At 68.1% G+C, this 18,098-nt stretch carries 12 protein-coding genes; 6 read left to right on the plus strand and 6 right to left on the minus strand.

Translation table 11 applies throughout. The features are described from left to right. Nucleotides 1-349 precede the first annotated feature (349 nt). Nucleotides 350-775: a hypothetical protein gene (locus tag AC3RJ6_RS06005; RefSeq protein ID WP_491425997.1), complete on the minus strand. Its 426-nt coding sequence runs from the start codon at nucleotides 773-775 to the stop codon at nucleotides 350-352. Here AC3RJ6_RS06005 and AC3RJ6_RS06010 point away from each other — a divergent pair. The 5 genes from AC3RJ6_RS06010 (at nucleotide 755) to AC3RJ6_RS06030 (ending at nucleotide 8,778) form a co-directional block, all read left to right on the plus strand. Then, on the plus strand, nucleotides 755-1,999 hold the full coding sequence (locus AC3RJ6_RS06010) for an SIR2 family protein (protein ID WP_491425998.1): 1,245 nt from the start codon (nucleotides 755-757) through the stop codon (nucleotides 1,997-1,999). The genes AC3RJ6_RS06005 and AC3RJ6_RS06010 overlap by 21 nt on opposite strands. Next, entirely contained in the window at nucleotides 1,996-2,514 is a 519-nt protein-coding gene (locus AC3RJ6_RS06015; RefSeq protein WP_491425999.1) for a hypothetical protein, read from the plus strand. The genes AC3RJ6_RS06010 and AC3RJ6_RS06015 overlap by 4 nt, the downstream gene beginning before the upstream one ends. Further along, nucleotides 2,511-4,892, plus strand: coding sequence for an AAA family ATPase (locus tag AC3RJ6_RS06020; protein ID WP_491426000.1), 2,382 nt, complete (start codon nucleotides 2,511-2,513; stop codon nucleotides 4,890-4,892). The genes AC3RJ6_RS06015 and AC3RJ6_RS06020 overlap by 4 nt, the downstream gene beginning before the upstream one ends. A 145-nt stretch (nucleotides 4,893-5,037) precedes the next feature. Next, nucleotides 5,038-7,677 (plus strand): ATP-dependent Clp protease ATP-binding subunit, encoded by a 2,640-nt coding sequence (locus tag AC3RJ6_RS06025; RefSeq protein ID WP_491426001.1) that lies wholly within the window; start codon nucleotides 5,038-5,040, stop codon nucleotides 7,675-7,677. Nucleotides 7,678-7,911: 234 nt separating this feature from the next. After that, a complete protein-coding gene (locus AC3RJ6_RS06030; RefSeq protein WP_491426002.1) occupies nucleotides 7,912-8,778 on the plus strand; it encodes a hypothetical protein in 867 nt (288 codons plus the stop codon). A gap of 106 nt (nucleotides 8,779-8,884) precedes the next feature. On the opposite strand, the gene AC3RJ6_RS06035 is transcribed toward AC3RJ6_RS06030, so the two are convergent. From AC3RJ6_RS06035 to AC3RJ6_RS06055, 5 genes are all read right to left on the minus strand, one after another. Continuing rightward, nucleotides 8,885-10,273 (minus strand): NAD(P)-binding protein, encoded by a 1,389-nt coding sequence (locus tag AC3RJ6_RS06035; protein WP_491426004.1) that lies wholly within the window; start codon nucleotides 10,271-10,273, stop codon nucleotides 8,885-8,887. Between the two features lie 100 nt (nucleotides 10,274-10,373). After that, nucleotides 10,374-11,078: a response regulator gene (locus tag AC3RJ6_RS06040; RefSeq protein ID WP_491426005.1), complete on the minus strand. Its 705-nt coding sequence runs from the start codon at nucleotides 11,076-11,078 to the stop codon at nucleotides 10,374-10,376. Further along, nucleotides 11,075-12,217, minus strand: a complete 1,143-nt coding sequence (locus AC3RJ6_RS06045; protein ID WP_491426006.1) for a sensor histidine kinase — start codon at nucleotides 12,215-12,217, stop codon at nucleotides 11,075-11,077. The genes AC3RJ6_RS06040 and AC3RJ6_RS06045 overlap by 4 nt, the downstream gene beginning before the upstream one ends. Then, nucleotides 12,214-12,870 carry a DUF2306 domain-containing protein gene (locus AC3RJ6_RS06050; RefSeq protein ID WP_491426008.1) on the minus strand — a complete coding sequence of 219 codons (657 nt, stop codon included), beginning with the start codon at nucleotides 12,868-12,870 and terminating at the stop codon, nucleotides 12,214-12,216. Before AC3RJ6_RS06050 ends, AC3RJ6_RS06045 begins: the two co-directional genes overlap by 4 nt. Before the next feature lie 90 nt (nucleotides 12,871-12,960). Continuing rightward, on the minus strand, nucleotides 12,961-13,356 hold the full coding sequence (locus AC3RJ6_RS06055; RefSeq protein WP_491426009.1) for a YybH family protein: 396 nt from the start codon (nucleotides 13,354-13,356) through the stop codon (nucleotides 12,961-12,963). Nucleotides 13,357-13,542: 186 nt separating this feature from the next. On the opposite strand from AC3RJ6_RS06055, the gene AC3RJ6_RS06060 reads away from it, so the two are divergent. Further along, nucleotides 13,543-18,045 carry a beta strand repeat-containing protein gene (locus AC3RJ6_RS06060; protein WP_491426010.1) on the plus strand — a complete coding sequence of 1,501 codons (4,503 nt, stop codon included), beginning with the start codon at nucleotides 13,543-13,545 and terminating at the stop codon, nucleotides 18,043-18,045. Nucleotides 18,046-18,098 lie beyond the last annotated feature (53 nt).

An 18,098-nucleotide genomic window follows, 5' to 3' on the forward strand; every position in this document is an offset into this window, starting at 1 on the left:
TGGGACATGTAGAGACCGAAGAAACGCTTCTGCCGGTTCCATGGCGGCGTTCTGCCCGATCGATTCGATCGCGGCATTCTTCACATGGCTTGACGTGTCGTGAGCGAGGTTGGTCGCATCACCTCGGATCATTGCTCACGTCACGCCGTCGCCGATCTGGATACTGACCGCGAGCGGGAGCGTGACAGGACTCGCTGGATCCGGGTAGCGGGCCGGGCCGGCGTTATCGCCGCGTCACCAGTCCCTGTCGATTTTGGCGAGTTGTCAACTGAGACCCGGTGCTGTCGAGCGAATTTGGGGCACAATCGAGGGACCCATTGTCACGGAGGACGAAGCGTTGCCTAATCCATCAGTCGCTGACCTGTATGAGTCGTTGTCGCGTGATCATGGCCAGGTCGTCGAAAACGTGGTGAGGGGTCACTACTGTTTTTGGCTCGGATCCGGAATCTCTAAGCGGCGTGCGAGGACGGTCCCCGCGTTCCTTCAGGGCCTCCTGGAGTTTCTCGTCGCAAGGCTGGAACCAGAGGCCGAGGGCCCGCATCGGGTCGCTCTCCACGAAATCCTTCGGATTGCTCGCTTTGAGATTAACGATGAGCATCAGCTCGAGAACCTCATAGATTGGGAGGAACTTGGGTCGATCTGCAATGCCCTCGCAGATCAATACTCGGCGGCCTTGGACGTCGATGTCGACGGCTTTCCCGCCGACTACCTGCTTTGGGAAGGCATCGATGTCGTGGCCCAGTATGCAGGGCCTATGGACCCCGATATCGAGCATGTCGCAGTTGCGATGCTTGGCGCTGAAGGGGCAGCACCGATTCTTGTCTCGGCGAATTGGGATCCACTGGTCGAACGCGCCTACGATCTCCTTTTCGGTTCGCGGGTTGGCCTACTGAAGGTTGAGGTTCATCCTGACGAGTTCCGGCCGCCACACGCTCGAACTGAGTTGGTCAAGTTCCACGGGGACGCAACGCTCGCGCACGCACAGGAGGATCGGTATCGACCGCTAATGATCGGGCGCAAGTCGCAGATCTTCGATTGGATCACCGATCAGAGTTTTCGGGCTCTTCGCGAGAGACTTACTGGAATCGTGCGCGATCACCCGAGCCTGATCGCTGGGCTCTCCGCGCAGGATGCCGACATTCAAGCTGTGTTCGGCTCGGCGGCTGACATGAACCCATGGGTTTGGCCGTCTGACACCGGCGCCGTGGTTGTGGCGACTCCGCAGTTGGGGACAGATCAGAAGCAAGTCCTCAAGCAGGCCTACTCCACAACCTATGCTCCGAATTCGCGACAAATACAAGAGGACGCCTGCCTTGGTGCCTATCCACGCGTAGTTTTTCTCGCTCTGCTCGTGCACGTATGGAAATCAAAACTCCTTGTCGCCGTTGACGAGCTCAAGATTGATGCCACGGTGGGTGACTCCATTCGGGCAGGGGTTGAGGTTTGGACGGCGCAGATGTCGGCCGCGCTGGGGGCCGACGAGCTTACGGACGTACTTGCACCAATCGCGAGTGTTTCTCGCGGTATCGCGCGATTCAGGCGCGGCCAGACTGGCGCGGCGATGTACGAACCACTAACTGAACGGGCCGTCCTTGAGACGTCAAGTGTGACGACTGGTCGCCCGGAAGACAATCAACTCGCTGCGCTGTCGCTGGCAATTGGCGCCTTGGCGAGTGGAGCCCAAGAAGGCCGCTGGGATATCAAGTCACCGATGTTGGATCCCAGTTCGGTCGACCTCATACTGCCGGGCGGTGTTGAACGAAACGTGCAGGCTTTCGCGGACGATGGTGCATATGCTGCGGCGTTGGCTAAAGACGATCTGAGCGGCCCATTGACCGTCATTGCAAACGGCAGCCCGTTTCAACGGAGGTCGCCAGAACATTCAGTGGGTCGTACGGGCCGGTTCGTTGCAGAGCCGATCTACCTCGATGCTATTACATCCCCCTACGACTCCTTGGCTTCGATCTTGGACGCTCTGGAGGAGTACTTGGTGCTATGAAACTTCGAGATAAGGCAGTCGAGCTGCTTAGAGCGGGCGGCTATGCCGAGATGGACGATGAACTGAACATCGGAGCGGCATCATTTGAGTTCGAATTCGTGTTCTGGAGCAGCGATGCGGGGTTCAATCTGATCCTCGGCGCGCAATATGAGAGCACCCTGCCACGTAGGCTTGCGGCTCTGGCGAGAGGACTCGACTACATGGGTTCGAAGGCATCGATTACGGTCGTGATTGACGCGGAAAGGCTAGACGCGAAGACGCGGTCAGAGATGAGTCGGTATGCCCGCGTACTCCTCGTTCGAACGGACAGCGTCGAGGATGATCTTCGGGTGCTGCTACCCCTCCACCTCGAACGGAGCGCCGTGACGTCAGTAGATCCGATCTCCGTCATGCGTCGCTCTAGCGTTAGCGACCCGCTCATTGTTGGCAGCCGATTGCTAGGAGGTTCTACCCGCGAGGAGCGAGTGCGAGAGCACCTGCGCGCCTTCATAGCTGAACCCTTGGTAGCGAAATGAAGCTGCACTCGCTTGAGGTAAGCAATTTTCGCAGTATCCGCGGCACGGTCCGATGTGACTTAGACGCGTCGGTGATCCTTGTGCACGGTGCGAACGGCGCTGGAAAGACGTCGATCATGTCCGCAATTGAGCTTGGGCTTACCGGCGGTGTCAGCTCGCTGGAAGGGTTCGGTGGGCAACTTTCGCAGCACCTCCTCCATAGCGGGATGGCGAGCGGAACAGTGGCGCTTTCGATAGGGAACGGCGGAGCCACGAGCACAATCTTCGAGTTGGCCGAAGGGGCACGCTCGGGGGAATCACTCTTGGAAGCGCAAGACCGCGACTTTCTCCGTGAGCGCGCGTACCTGGCCCAGTCGACTATGGCGCGGCTCCTTGAGACGTACGAGCAGTCTGACCGCCGAGGTGACTCGGCTCTGGCCCGCTTCGTGAATGAGTTGCTTGGCCTCGAAACACTCGACGCGCTGATTGCTGGGTTGGAGCCGGCTCGGGACGTCCGAAGAGTTCGCAAACTGGTTCCCGAGTTCGCCGATCTTGAGGCCGAACTCAACTTCCTAACGAAGCGAGCGAGCGAGACCCAGGCTGAAGTCGTGCGCGCTCGGCGAGCCCATGCTGCTCTGAGCGAGGAAGCGAAGTCAGTAGGTGGTGATCGACTCGAAGAAGTCCCGAGCATGGGGCCGAGCACCGCACTGCTCGAACGAGTCAGACATGTCAGTGCTCAGTTTGAGTCCCTACGAGTGACCGAGTCGATTGATGTCTTGGATCTCGAGGCTCGGCTTCATGCCTCCAACAATCGAATAACGTCATGGCAGTCCACTTCACAGGCCGCCTGTCAGGTCTTGTTGATGGAGGTCCTTTCCTTCGCGAACGTCGAGCTAGAGCTATCGGCAGAACCTGGCGCAGTCGAGAAGAGCCTTGAAGTCGCCGAGGGCCTCATCACTGACGTTCTGGTTGGCGCCAGCGCGCGGATTGGCGCAGACCGCGCTAGCCGGAAGCGGTTGGCAGCGCTTGATGAGCAGGTTGCCGTCGCTTTGCAAGGAGTTACGGAGACCAACGCGGAAATCGCATCGGTTGCGGTCGAGTCTGATGTCGGAGGGCTTGCGGAAGCTCTGTCGGCAATCGCTCCCTACATCGATGACGATATCTGCCCAGTTTGTGGGCGCGACTTCGGCGAGCTTCACGACGGATCGCTGGCAGGTCACCTTGCCGTGCGCATTTCTCAATTCGGTATCTTGGCGAAGCGAATCACGGCGCTGGGAGAGCATCGCGACAAGCAACAAACACGCCTGGATGAACTAGCCAGGGAGAGGAAACGAGTTCTGGACGGTCTGGAGTTCGGGGAAGCTCTCCTATCGCTTACGTCCCGCATAGCGACAGGGAATGACCTGCTAGCTCGGATTCGTGGGGCCCGACCGAGCGCCGCAGGCGTAACCCGTGACGTCGAGGAGCGGCAGCGGGTGGAGTCGTCTCTCAGCGCCTCGCGCGCAACGGCGGATCGACTGAATCGGCTGCGAGGCGAGCTGTCTGCGATTGGCTTCGACGCCGGCCTCGGACTGCGGCAGGATGCAACGCAGCCTTTCCGAGAGCAGCTCGATGACATCCTCGGGCGGGTTGAAGCGCTCCACAGATCAGCGGCGGAAGAACTCAGCGCGTTCAACGAGCGGATCGACATCGCACAGGCAATGGAAGATCGCGCGAGAGAGATTGCGGACTTGCGTGATGTTCATTCATCATTCGAAGCGCGGATTTCGGTCGCGAAGAGCCAACTTGCCGCGGCGAAGGAGCGCGTCGAATCTGCAGCCCGCCTGAGCAAGAGTGCGGTTGAGCTTCGGAACCGACTTGTTGAACAAGTCTTCGACTCCACGCTGAACGGAACGTGGCGAGAATTGTTCACGCGTTTGGCGCCAGATGAACCGTATGTCCCTGAGTTCGTCGCATCCGATAGTCCTCGAAGTGGCGGGGTGAGCCTCCGTGCGGTGAACAAGCGGACAAAGATGGCCGGCCCACCCGGCCTCGTACTAAGCGCTGGGAACCTAAACACCGCAGCGCTCACGTTGTTTCTCTCGCTGAATGCCACGGCGAAGACCTCGGTCGAACTGTTGCTCCTTGACGATCCTGTCCAAGCGATGGACGACGTCCACGTCGCGCAATTCAGCGCGCTACTTCGATCTTTTGCGCACGACCTAGGTCGGCAGGTTGTTATCGCGGTGCATGAACGTTCTCTATTTGAGTACTTGGCGCTCGAGCTGGCGCCAGCTCGAGCCGGCGAATCGCTCGTGACCATTGAGCTCAGCCGGGTGCCGGGTGAGGACACCCGCTCGCAAGTGACTCGATTCGAGTACCATCCCGATCCCATCGAGGCGGGTTTGACAGCCGCGTAGGGTGGACAAGTTGCGGAGCGACCGGAAGTGTGGCGGCTCCCGGCTTGATCGTTGCAGCATCCTGCCTCCCTAGGGCACGGGAATACGCACGTGCACTGTGCGTTGAACTTGAGCGAACCACACTCAACTTCAACCAGGAGGCCAGGTGCCCAACGACTTCAACGAGGCCGGCGCAAGCTCGTTCGACGAGTTCCTCGCCCGATACCTCGCCGGTGAGCAGGCGCGACAGGCGCGGTCGATCGACCTCAGCCGGTTCCTTACCGCGCGCACCCAATCGATTCTTCAGCAGGCCGGGCGCTTCGCCCTCGAGCGCGGACAGACCGAGCTTGACGCCCTGCACATCCTGCGCGTGATCGTCGAGGACGAGAGCGTGCAGCAGGCGATCCGCCGTGTCGGGGCGAGCCCCGAGCGCATCATCACGGCGACCGAGGCACGTCTGCCCGCGGCATCCGAGATCGCCGACATCAACGCGGCGACGATCACGCCGTCGGCATCCCGGGCGCTGTTCCACAGCTATCAGGTGGCGCGGTCGTCGGGGGCGACGTACATCGACCCGGAGCACCTGTTCTTTGCGTTGGTGCTCGGGCAGGATGCGCCTGCGGGACAGGTGCTTGCGAGGGCTGGGGTTACTGCTGAGGCGTTGACGCAGGGGATGCGTCAAGACTTCGAAGCGCAGACCGATGGTGAAGGTGGTTTCGATACGCGTCCTCCTTCGTCGGACGCTACTCAACCGACCGAGTCGACCACCCCAATGCTCGACAAGTTTGGGATGGACCTCACCGAGCGGGCCGCGAACGGCGAGCTCGACCCGGTGATCGGCCGTGCCGACGAGATCGAGCAGACGATCGAGATCCTGTCGCGCCGCACGAAGAACAACCCCGTGCTCGTCGGCGAGGCCGGCGTCGGCAAGACGGCGATCGTCGAGGGCCTCGCCCGCGCGATCGTCGAGGAGAACGTGCCCGAGGCCCTTCTCGGCAAGCGCGTCATCGCGCTCGACCTGCCCGGCATGCTCGCCGGCACCCGCTACCGCGGCGACTTCGAAGAGCGTCTCACGAAGACGATGGAGGAGATCGCCGAGAACACGGGCGAGCTCATCGTCTTCATCGACGAGGTGCACACGGTCGTCGGCGCAGGTGGGGCTGGCGAGGGCGGCATGGATGCCGGCAACATCCTTAAGCCGCGCCTCGCGCGGGGCGAGCTGCACCTCGTCGGTGCGACCACGCTCAACGAGTACCGCAAGATCGAGAAGGACCCGGCGCTCGAGCGCCGCTTCCAGCCGGTGCGCGTCGGCGAGCCGTCGATCGAAGACGCCGTGCTGATTCTGCAGGGCCTGAAGCCTGCGTACGAGCAGCACCACGGTGTCGAATACACGGATGCCGCGATCCGCGCCGCCGTCGAACTGAGCGACCGCTACCTGAGCGACCGCGTGCTGCCCGACAAGGCGATCGACCTGATCGACCAGGCCGGCGCGCGGCTGCGCCTGAAGCTCGGAGTGAAGGTCGATGTGTCGGCGCTGCAGGCACGGCTCGGGGAGCTCGAGGCGGAGAAGAACGCCGCGGTGAGTGGTGAGCACTATGAGGAGGCGTCGCGGATTCGGGACGAGATCGTCAAGGTGCAGGCGAAGCTCGATGAGGCCGTCTCCGTCGGTCGAGTAGGCGCGCAGCGCCGTATCGAGACCACGGAGGGTGATGGTTTCGATACGCGTGCTCCTTCGTCGCTCGCTACTCAACCGGCGACGATTGTCGACGAGCAGCAGATCGCGGCCGTGATCTCGCGGGCCACCGGCATCCCGGTGAACCGCCTCACTGAGACCGAGCGCGAGCGCCTCGCCGACCTCGAGGGCGAGCTGCACGAGCGCGTCATCGGGCAGGACGACGCGGTCACCGCGGTCGCCAAGGCCGTGCGCCGCAACCGCACCGGCATGGGCGACTCGCGTCGGCCGGTCGGGTCGTTCCTGTTCCTCGGGCCGACGGGTGTCGGCAAGACCGAGCTCGCGAAGGCCCTCGCCGACCGCCTGTTCGACGACGAGACCGCCGTGATCCGCTTCGACATGTCGGAGTTCGGCGAGCGGCACACCGTGTCGCGACTGGTCGGCGCCCCTCCCGGATACGTCGGCTACGACGAGGCCGGCCAGCTCACCGAGCGCGTGCGGCGCAACCCGTACTCGATCGTGCTGTTCGACGAGATCGAGAAGGCGCACCCCGACGTGTTCAACCTGCTGCTGCAGGTGCTCGACGACGGACGCCTCACCGACGGCCAGGGCCGCACGGTCGACTTCCGCAACACGGTCGTCGTGATGACCTCGAACCTCGGTTCGGAGTTCCTCGCGTCGCGGTCGGGAGCGCTCGGCTTCGTCGCCTCGGCCGACGGCTCGGGCTTCTCGTCGCAAGACGACGTGCGCGCCCGCGTCATGGGCAAGCTGCGCGAGGCCATGCGGCCCGAGTTCCTGAATCGCATCGACGAGATCGTGCTGTTCCAGAAGCTCGACCAGCCGCAGCTCGAGCAGATCGTGCGCCTCATGCTGGGTGCGACCGCGCGTCGCCTCGCCTCGCGCGAGGTCGGCTTCGAGGTGACGGATGCCGCGGTGGCGCTCCTGGCGGAGCGCGGTTACGAGCCCGAGTACGGTGCTCGCCCCCTGCGCCGGGTCATCCAGCGCGAGGTCGACGACCGCATCGCCGACCTGTTCGTGTCGGGTGCCGTCGGCGACGGCGGAGCGGTGCACGTCGACGCCCGTGACGGCGAGTTCGTCGTCACGGCCGCGGGCCTCATGCCGATGGCGGCGTAACCGCATTCGCCGGTCGAGTAACGCCGGCGCGAAGCGACGACGCGTATCGAGACCCTCGCGGGGGTCTCGATACGCGTGCTCCTACGTCGCTCGCTACTCGACCGGCGAAGGGTTCGGTCGCTCGCTACTCGACCGGCGACAGGGTTCGGTCGGGCGCTACTCGACCGACTCAGGCCGTCAGCGCTCAGGGGTGTCCCTGTGGTGCGCGCCGCCGAGTTGCGAGAGACTCCACGGATGAGCGGAGCCCTACCCGACGCAGACGGCGACACCGGTGCACCCGACCCGGTCGCACCCGAACGCGCCGCCTTCGACGTGCGCGCCCGCGCCGTCGAACTGCTCGTGCTCGTGGCATCCGTCGTCGTGCTTCGCGTCGTCGGCCTGCTGCTGCTCGTCATCTCGTCGTACGGTTTCGGCTCGGGCGAGTGGCTGTTCCCGCTCGTCGCAATGGTCGTCGACCCGAACCTGCTCGTCTGGGTCGCGCTCGCCGCAGCCGTGCAGTTCGGGCTGCGATCGATGCGCAGACCGGGGCGCTGGGGGCTGATCGTGCTGGCCGCGCCCGTCGCGGTGGTGCTCGTATCCATCGTGCGCGGCGCGCCGGGCATCGCCTCGGGCGGGATCGCCGCAGTGCTCGGCAACGGCATCGCGTTGATCGACGCCGGCATCCTCACCGCGGTCGTCGCACTCGGCGTCGCGTGCTCGGCGGCGTTCCTGAGCGGCGGCCGGTGGTCGGCGAAGGTCGCCGGTGGGCTGCTCGCCGTCGGCGGGCTGCTGGCACTCGTGCTCGCCTGGCAGGCGTTCGAGACGTATTTCACGCTCTTCGGAGTACCGGTGCAGGTCACGCCTGCCGACGAGAACCGCTACCTCGTCACGGCTGCGCTCACGCTCGGCGCGCTGATCGGCGCGGTCGTGTTCGCCGCGATCAGTCGCCGGCGCGGGCTCATCATCACGGCATGCATCATCGGATGCCTCGGGCTGGTCATCATCTTCGCCCTCCCGGTTCCGGCCGACCGCTTCATGCCCGAGCCGCAGCCCGTGCCCGTCGATCCCGGCGGAGGCGGGGGCTGCATGGGTGAGGGCGACCCGAACTGCGTGGGCGGGTAGCGACGGAGGAGACGGGCGAGACCTGTTCGCCGGGTTTCGAGACGCGTGCTGGTTTCGAGACGGCGCTAGCGCGCCTCCTCAACCCACCGCCTTCGTCGGGCGCTACTCAACCGGCGGGGTGGGCGCTGAGCTCCTCGAGGCGGGCGGTGCCCGGGGCCGAGTGGGCGACCAGCCGCTCGAGCACCGAGTCGAGCTGCGTCGAGTGCGGCGTGCCGGGCGCGATGCGGGCCGGGTTCGTCGCGACCGTCGACGCCCACTCGGCGATGTCGGGCTCCGATCCGAATCTCGCCGCGTTGCGGCCGCCGACGGCGATCATGCGCGCCCATGCCGCCATCGAGTCGGGGTAGGGCGACGGCGGGGCGAGCCGGTTCTTCTCGTCGTCGTCGGCGCGGGTCGCCTCGACGTAGCCGGCGATCGCCGCACCGAACGTCGGGAACCCCGCACGGATCGGCTGGAGCGTGATCGTGCCGGGCGCCCAGATCGGCACGAGCGGCGGATACATGAGGCCCGAGCCGGCGCAGTGCACGACGAGGGCGTCGTCGGTGATCGCGACCGACTCGCCGGCGAACTCGAGCCGCCCGCGCTGCGCCCGCCGGAGGTGCCCGAGCCGCACGACGTGCTCGATCGTGCGCAGCAGCTCGAGCTCCCACGTGCCGAGGGTGGGCGCCTTGGCCATCGTGGGCATCACCGACCGGTCGATGCGCAGCATGACGCCGGCGTCCTCCAGGTGGAGGAAGAGCTGCTCGAGCGAGTCCGACCGCACAGCCGACTCCATGATGTCGGCGACCATGCCGAGGAACACCTCGGGCACCGGCTGCTGCGCGGCCCGGTTCACCATCCACGGATCCCTGGGGCGCACCCACGTGATCGCATCGGGAGCGACGCCGCGGCCGAGCAGCCACACGATCGCATCGGTCGCCGTCTTGCCCGACCCGGCGATCACGTATCGGCTCGGCGCCGCCTCGACGTGGGCGAGCTCGTTGACCGGGATGACCCGCACGTCGTCGTCGACCGCGAACGGCGGCGGCACCTCGGCGGGCACGCGCGGCGCGAGGTAGCGGGCGTCCACGACGCGGCAGCGTTCGGGCACGGTGTACCGCGCGCCCGACACCCGCGAGACGAACGTGCGGTCGCCGAGGTACTCGCAGCCCGGGTAGAACTCGACCCGGTCCGACTCGAGCATCCGGTCGGCGAGGATGCGCTCGTAGTAGGCGCAGATCTCCGACTTCGACGCGCGCTCCTGCAGCCCGGTCTCGGGCCCGCGATGCTGCACGCGGCCGCCGCCGAGCAGGGTCGACGGCACCCCGTAGAGGGCCGATGCCTGGTGCAGTCGTACGAACGGGTAGGCCTCGAGCCAGTGCCCGCCGACACTGTGGCGCCGGTCGACGAGCGCGACGCGAACGCCCTCGGCGTGGTCGATCAGCGTGTCGGTGAACGCCATGCCCATGGCGCCTGCGCCGACGACGAGGTAGTCGACCTCGACCGTCGCGGTCATGGGTGCGAGCAATCCTCAGCAATGGTCATGGGTTCAGGATCCTCCCGTGCGCGACCGCGCACAATCGCCGCCGACACCCCAGTTCTCGGGATGCCGCGGCTCATCGCTCGCGCGTCGGGCGGCGCTCGCCGCCGCGAGCGGCGTCGTGCCCGCCGCGCTCGTGCGCCCAGATCGCGAGCTCGACCCGGTTGCGGGCGCCGATCTTCGCCATGATGCTCGCGAGATGCGTCTTCACCGTGCTGAGCGAGATGTGCAGTTCGCGCCCGATCTCGGCATTGCCGAGACCGCGCGCGACGGCGTCGAGCACGTCCTCCTCGCGGTCGGTGAGTGGCGAGGCTGGACTCGCCGGCGGGCTGGTGTCCGACCCGGCAGGCGCCGTGCCGGCGAACGCCTCGATGAGCCGCACCGTCACGTTCGGATCGATGAGCGCGTCGCCGCGAGCGGCCGCGTGCACGGCCTCGGTGAGCAGCACGGGCCCGGCGTTCTTGAGCAGGAACCCCCGTGCGCCCACGCGCAGCGCCCCGTACACGTACTCGTCGAGGTCGAACGTCGTGATGACGACGACGGGCAGGGGGTCGGCGACACCCGGCCCGGCGAGCTCGCGGGTGGCCTCGAGGCCGTCCATGAGCGGCATCCGGATGTCGAACAGGCACACGTCGGGCCGCAGCTCGCGTGCGAGGGCGACCGCCGCGGCACCGTCGGCGGCCTCGCCGACGACCTCGATGCCGGGTTGCGCATCGAGGATCATGCGCAGGCCCGAGCGCACGAGCTCCTGGTCGTCGGCGATCAGCACCCGCACGTTCATGACGACCATCCTGCGCGCGGCAGCACCGCGGCGACGGTCCACCCGCTGCGCGGCGCGGGGCCGGCCTGGCAGGTGCCGCCGAGTAGGGCGGCCCGCTCAGCCATGCCCGTGAGGCCGAAACCGGCTTGCGCGGATGCCTCGGGCTCGCCGTCGTCGTGCACCGACAGCCGCACGCCGTCGGCGTCGGCGAGCACCGCCACCTCGACCCGCGTCGCGGCGCGGGCGTGCCGCCGGGCGTTGGTCACGGCCTCTTGCGCGAGGCGGAAGACGGTCGCCGCGACGAGCGGCGGCAGCGCGTCGACGTCGCCGTCGGTGCGCACCTCGACCACGGGAGTGCCGTCGCTCGCGGCGAGACCGCGCAGCTCGGCGATGCCGGGCAGGGGAGCGAGCTCGGCGTCGGCGGCTGCCGCGCCGTCGGGCCGGCGCAGCACGCGCACGATCGCACGCATCTCGTCGAGGGTGCGCGACGCCTCGCCCTCGATCACGCGCAGCACCCGGGCGGCCGCGGCCGGATCGCTCGGCGCGACCGCGGTGCCCGCCTGCGCCTGGATGGCGATCGCCGACACGTGATGCGCGACCGTGTCGTGGAGGTCGCGTGCGAGCTGCTCGCGCTCGAGCAGGCGGGCCCGGTCGAGCTCGCGTGCACGGGCGCCCGCACGCCAGCGGAACGCCACGCCGAGGGTGCACGTCGTGATCGCGACCGCGAGCCCGCCGATGACGTCGCCGGCCGGCGGAGCACCCGAGACGAACTCGAGCAGGATGCCGGCGACCACGAGGGCAGCCCCTCCGAGCATCGCGCGGCCCGACCCCCAGCGGAATGTCGCGTAGACGAGCACGAGGAAGTATGCGGTCGTGAACAGCTGCGAGTCGCCGCCCGTCGCGACGCTCACCGCCGTGCCGACGCCGAACGCGATCGCGAGCATCGTCAGCGGCCGCGCGCGTCGCCAGAGCAGCGTGGGCGCGAGCGCCACGAGCACGACCACCCACAGCCAGCGCCACGGCACCTCGGGTCGCAGCGCAGCCTCGAACAGTGCGAGCAGCGGTACGAGCCCGACGAGCGCCCAGTCGCGCCAGACCCGCCGCGGCGGCGGAGGTGAGGCGGCCGGCGCGTCCCAGAGCGCGCGGGCGGGGCTCGTCATGCCCCGATGATACGTCGGCGACGGATGACGACCTCGGCCACCGCGAGGTTGATCACCCAGCCCGCGCCCATGAGCACCGCGTGCATCGCCTCGCCGGGCGCGCCGAGCACGAGCGTGAACGGCAGGAACGTGAACACCTGCGTGCCGGCGCCGAGCCCGATCGCGTAGGCGCGCGTCATCCAGGCGCTGTGCGTCGGCACGTCGCCTCGGCGGATCGCGACGAACGCGACGACGATCGCCGCCGCCATCGCCGTGCCGAAGCCCAGGCGCATCACCCAGAGCGCCGTGCCGTTCACCGCGGGCATCGTGTAGAAGAGCGTCATCCACAGCGCCGAGCCCGCCGAGAGCAAGCCCGCGGGAGCCGCGATGCGCCCGGCGACGCGGTGCCATCGGCGACGGCGCAGCGACGGGGCGAACTGCAGTGCGCCGAGCACGAGGAACACGCTCGAGCCCACGACGTGCACGATCACCGGGACGGGCGAGTCGAAGAACCGCGCGTTCTCGGCGGTCACGGGGCCGCCGCTCGCGAGCGAGGTGAGGCGGAAGGCGCCGGCGATGAGCGGCACGAGGCTCAGGGCGATGAGGCCCGCGGGAACGAGCCACTCGGGGCGGCGGGTCGCGGTGCGGCGTGCGGCGGCGGTCGTGATGGTCATGCACCGATGCTCGCGCCGGCGCGGCACCGCGCACATCGGCCGAGCGGCTCGACCGCATCGGCCGATCGGCCGATGGGCGAGGTGCGGCGGCTACCCGATCGTGTCGGCGTGCCGGTGCACGACCTGCCAGCCGTCGTCGCCGCGGCGGTAGACCTGCGTCGCGCGCAGCGTGAACGAGCGCGGCCGGCCGTCGACCGAGGTTGACACCCGCTCGTAGCCCACGGTGTAGGCCATGTCGCCCTGCACGTCGAACGAGATGAGCTCGTACGCGTACTCGTCGCAGTTCGAGAAGCTCGCCGAGAGCTCCTCGAACGCCTCGATCAGCTCGGCCCGGTTCGTGGCGTTGCGCCACGCGCCGAGCACGCTCACCGGTTCGTCGTGCGCCCAGATCTTGCGGCGCGGTCCGTCGTCGCCGTTGAACATCGCCCGCTCGGCCTGCACGAAGTCCTCGTGCAGCCAAATCAAGAAATCCTCACGATCGGTCATGCTCTCAGGATCCTCCGGTCGGGCGCCCGGCACAACGACGAGCACCCGACGGCACCGACGCGCGCGGTGCCACCCCCGTTCTCGGGTCTGGTGCATCGGGCGTCAGAGGTCGAGTGTTGGCTCTAGTTCCGCGCCGAGCCCGACGGTCGCGGATCGACGGCGATGGTGCCGCCTCGAGGAGGACCCATGTCCACGTCCCGCCCGAAGAGCTCCGAGGCGCCCGCGCTCGACTCGCATCGACCGAGGCTGCTCGCGCTCGTCCTGCTCACGGTCGTCGCGACGATCCTCGCGGTCGCGACGCCATCGGTCTCGTTCGCGGCCGACGACGGCACGCAGTTGCGCTACGCCTGCGCCCAGAAGTCGAACGGGCTCATGCGCGCGGCGACGAGCGCCGGCGACTGCCGGCCGAAGCAGGAGACGGCGGTCACCATCTGGCCCGGGCCGACCACGCTGTGCATCCAGCCCGACGGCTCGGTGCGGCGCTTCACCTCGGCGAAGTCGTGCACGGGCACGAAGCCGGCCGGCACCAAGCTCGTCGTGCCGACGACGACCGGCGAGCCCGTGTACTTCTGCGCCCCGAGCTCGGGCGTGCTTCGGCGGGTGGATGCCTCGACCGCGTGCCTCGCCGGGGAGCAGCGCTGGGTGATCGGCAACCACGACCCGAGCGCCCTCACCCTCTCGAACGACGACGTGCTCGAGAACGAGCCGGCGGGCACCGTCGTCGGCACGCTCGCCCTCGTCGACGGCGACCCCGCCGCGACGGCCGCGTTCTCGCTCGTGAGCGGCACGGGAAGCGACGACAATGCGAGCTTCACGATCACCGGCTCGACCCTGAAGACCGCCGCGAGCTTCGACTACGAGGCGAAGCAGAGCTACTCGATCCGCGTGCGCGGCACCGATGGATACGGCGGCAGCCTCGAGCAGGCGTTCACGATCCACGTCGGCGACGTCGATGAGGACATACCGCCGACGGCGGTCGCCGACGGTGCGACCGTCGACGAGGACAGCGGCGCCTCGACCATCGACGTGCTCGCGAACGACAGCAACGCCGACGGCGGGCCGATGGCGATCGACCTGGTCGGCCAGCCCGACCACGGCACGGTCGAGATCGCCGGCGACGCGGCATCCCTCACCTACGAACCCGACCCGGGGTTCTGCAACGACCCGCCCGGCACGACGACCGACGACTTCACCTACACGCTCGCGCCCGGCGGCTCGACCACGACGGTGTCCCTGACCGTCACGTGCGTCGACGACCTGCCCGATGCCGTCGACGACGAGGCGACGGTCGCCGAGGATGCCTCCGCCACGGCGATCGACGTGCTCGCGAACGACCCCGATGCCGACGGCGGTCCCCGCAGCATCACGAGCGTCGTGCAGCCCGACCACGGCACGGTCGCCATCACGGGCGGCGGCACCGGGCTCACCTACGAGCCCGACGCGGACTACTGCAACGCCCCCGGCGGCGACCCCGACGTGTTCAGCTACACGCTCGGCCCGGGCGACGCGAACGCGCAGGTCGCGGTCACGGTGACGTGCATCGCCGACGCGCCGCATGCCGACGACGAGACGTTCGACGGTGCGAAGGCGGCGGTCGGCAACACCCTGCTCGTCATCGACGACCCGACCGACGGGGCGATCGACCCCGCCCGCCCGCACCTCGTCGTCGTGGGCGACCTGCTCGACGGCGACACCGACGCCGACCCCGGCACCGAGCTCGCGATCGTGTCGGCCGTCACCGTGACCGAGCAAGGCGGGCTCGCCTACCTCGAGGCCGACGGCGACGTCGCCTACCTGCCGCCCGACGGCTGCACCGCCACCACCGACGGGTTCGAGTACACCGTCACCGACGGCGCGCTCACCGACAAAGGGCACGTGACCATCGCCATCAGCGACTGCGTCTGGTACGTCGACAACGCCGCCGACGGCAACGACGGCAACGTGAGCCGGCCGTTCGACACGATCGCGCAGGCCGCAGCGGCGAGCAGCGCGGGCGACGACATCTTCGTCTTCCGCGGCGACGGCACCACGACCGGCTACTCGACCGCGATCGTGCTCGACGACGACCAGCAGCTCATCGGCGAGGCATCCGACCTCGTCGTCGGCGGCCGCACCCTGCACACCGGCGACCCGACCAAGCGGCCGACGATCACCATGGCCACCGGTATGTACGTGGTCGGCCTCGGCGTCGGCAACCGCGTCGCCGGCATCGAGGTGCACCTCACGACCTCGGGCGGCGGCATCGGTGTCGTCGACATCGCCGGCGACCCGGGCGGTGACGCGACCATCGACGACGTGCGCATCGTCGACACCGTCGACGGCGGCATCGGTCTCGCGCTGCAGGGCATGACCGGCACGAACCTGATCGGCGACCTCGAGGTCGACGTCCTCGGCCTGGGTGTGCTCATCGACTCCACCCAGAAGGTCGTGTTCGACCCGGCGGCCACCGTGAAGATCCGCACCGCGGGGACCGGGTGGGCGTTGCTCGCGCGGCTCTGCAACCTCGAGGGAAGCCAGATCGATCAGGTCGTCACCGCCGGGGTGTCGAACGGCGGCGGCGTCAACCTGCAGCAGACGACCGGCGCCCTCACGTTCGGCGACCTCGACATCCGCACGACGGGCGCGAGCCAGGCGGCATTCAGCCTCAGCCTGACCGGCCCGGTGACCGTGCCCGCGAGCGCGACCGCGAAGATCGTCGCGACCAACGGCCCGGCGGTGCACGTCGGCGCGTCGTCGGGCTCGAACCTCTCGTTCGACGAGGTGACCGCGACGAAGAGCGGCGTGTACGGCATCAACATCGACCAGATCGGCGCGGGCACGTTCTCGGCGGCGGCCGGCGAGCTCTCCGCGGGGCCCTCGGGACTCACGCCGTTCAGAGTGCGAGGCGGCACCGGCGACATCTCGTACGGCGGCTCGATCACCGACGGAGCGGCGACCACGAGCGTCGACATCCAGAACCGCACCGGCGGCACGGTCACGCTCTCGGGATCGATCACCGACGGCCCCGACGCGGGCGGCGGCATCGTCGTCGCGAACAACACCGGCGGCGCCACCGTGCTCTCGGGGGCGTCGAAGCACCTCGAGACCGGGGCCGTCGATGGAGTCGAGTTCGGGTCCTCCAGCGGGCACAGCCTCTCGATCACGGGCGGCGGCCTCGACGTCGCCACGACGAGCGGTCGAGCGCTCGACGTGTTCACCTCGGGCACGATCGTCGTCACCGGCACGGGCAACAAGCTCGCGAGCACGACCGGCACCGCGCTCTCGATCGCGCTGACCGGCATCGGGGCCGACGACGTCACGTTCGAACGCATCTCGTCGAACGGGGCGGCGTCCGGCATCATGTTGGGCGCGACGGGCACCGCGGGCGGGTTGCACGTCACGGGCGGCGGCAGCTCGATTCAGGGCGGGGATGCCTCGGGCGGCACGATTTCGGCCGCCACGAGTAACGGCATCTCGCTGCAGAACACGGTGGATGTCTCGTTGCGCAACATGCGCGTCGAGAACAGCGCCGGCAACGGCGTGTGGGGGGCCGGCGTCGACGGGTTCTCGTTCGTCGACGGCACCGTCACCGGAGCGGGCGACGCCGACGGCGAAGACGGCATCGCGTTCGACGGTGCGAACCTGTCGAACCTGTCGGGTGCGGTCGTGATCTCGAACAACGTGCTCACCTCGAACGAGGCATCCGGCATCTCGATCGCCAACCGCGGGGGCACCATCTCGCAGGCGACGATCAACGGCAACCGCATCTCGGATGCGGGTGATCTGCTCACCCCCGGATCGGCGGTCGTCGTGTCGGCGACCGGCAGCTCAGCTGGCGCGGCGACGATCACGAAGGGCACGATCTCGGGCAACGTGATCACCGACTTCCGCGGCGGTTACGGCGTGCGCGTGCTCGGCGGCAACACCGACGGTGCCGCGAAGTCGATGCTCGGCCAGCCGAACAGCGGGGCGAACGTCATCGCGGTGACCGGCAACCGGATGGACGGCGGCGCAGGCGGACCCGGGCAGCAGGCCGGCCGCTTCGCGTGGCTGCAGATCATGGGGACGGGCGACGGCAACTTCACTGTCACGGGCAACGGCACCGACGCCGAACCGCTCCGCCACCTCGACTGCCAGGCGATCGTGATGGCCGCGTCGGGCGCCGCGAACGTCACGGGAACCATCGATGGGAACGTCATCGCCGCCGGCAGCCAGACGCCCTGTCCGGGCATCCACGTGACGTCGACCACCAGGGACGGCGCCAGCGCGACGATGAGCTTGGGCGTGACCAACAACAAGATCCGGGAGACCGGCGCTTCGGGCATCGCCGTGCAGGCGGCGTCGGCCGGGGTGCTCACGGCGCAGGTGCGCAACAACGTCGTCGCAGCCCCCGCCGGGGGCGCGTACGCCGGTATCTACGCCGAATCGGGAACGGCGGGCGCCACCGATGCGCGGCTGTGCCTCGCGATCACGGGCAATACGACGACCGGCGCCCAGGGGATGCCCGGCATCGAACTCGTGAAGGTCGGCGCCGATCCGGTCGTGAACGACTTCGGCATCGAGGGCCTGAGTCCGGTGCAGACGGCGTCGCCGCAGGTCGAGGCCTACGTCAACAGCGTCAACACGAGCACGCCGGGTGCCGTGGGCGTCGGCGGCACGGTGCTCTCGTCGGCGACGAGCGGATTCACGTCGTGCGCGACGGTGCAGTGACGGGCGGCGGACATCGGGTCGCGGCGGCCGGGGGAACTCCGCCGCACCCGACC

The sequence above is a fragment of the Agromyces cucurbitae genome, assembly GCF_058349945.1.

What these genes read in the sequence shown, in the direction of transcription:
- AC3RJ6_RS06010 (WP_491425998.1), top strand. Translation starts at nt 755, where the DNA reads ATGGACCCCGATATCGAGCATGTCGCAGTTGCGATGCTTGGCGCTGAA.
- AC3RJ6_RS06005 (WP_491425997.1), bottom strand. Translation starts at nt 775, where the DNA reads ATGCTCGATATCGGGGTCCATAGGCCCTGCATACTGGGCCACGACATC.
- AC3RJ6_RS06015 (WP_491425999.1), top strand. Translation starts at nt 1,996, where the DNA reads ATGAAACTTCGAGATAAGGCAGTCGAGCTGCTTAGAGCGGGCGGCTAT.
- AC3RJ6_RS06020 (WP_491426000.1), top strand. Translation starts at nt 2,511, where the DNA reads ATGAAGCTGCACTCGCTTGAGGTAAGCAATTTTCGCAGTATCCGCGGC.
- AC3RJ6_RS06030 (WP_491426002.1), top strand. Translation starts at nt 7,912, where the DNA reads ATGAGCGGAGCCCTACCCGACGCAGACGGCGACACCGGTGCACCCGAC.
- AC3RJ6_RS06035 (WP_491426004.1), bottom strand. Translation starts at nt 10,273, where the DNA reads ATGACCGCGACGGTCGAGGTCGACTACCTCGTCGTCGGCGCAGGCGCC.
- AC3RJ6_RS06040 (WP_491426005.1), bottom strand. Translation starts at nt 11,078, where the DNA reads ATGAACGTGCGGGTGCTGATCGCCGACGACCAGGAGCTCGTGCGCTCG.
- AC3RJ6_RS06045 (WP_491426006.1), bottom strand. Translation starts at nt 12,217, where the DNA reads ATGACGAGCCCCGCCCGCGCGCTCTGGGACGCGCCGGCCGCCTCACCT.
- AC3RJ6_RS06050 (WP_491426008.1), bottom strand. Translation starts at nt 12,870, where the DNA reads ATGACCATCACGACCGCCGCCGCACGCCGCACCGCGACCCGCCGCCCC.
- AC3RJ6_RS06055 (WP_491426009.1), bottom strand. Translation starts at nt 13,356, where the DNA reads ATGACCGATCGTGAGGATTTCTTGATTTGGCTGCACGAGGACTTCGTG.
- AC3RJ6_RS06060 (WP_491426010.1), top strand. Translation starts at nt 13,543, where the DNA reads ATGTCCACGTCCCGCCCGAAGAGCTCCGAGGCGCCCGCGCTCGACTCG.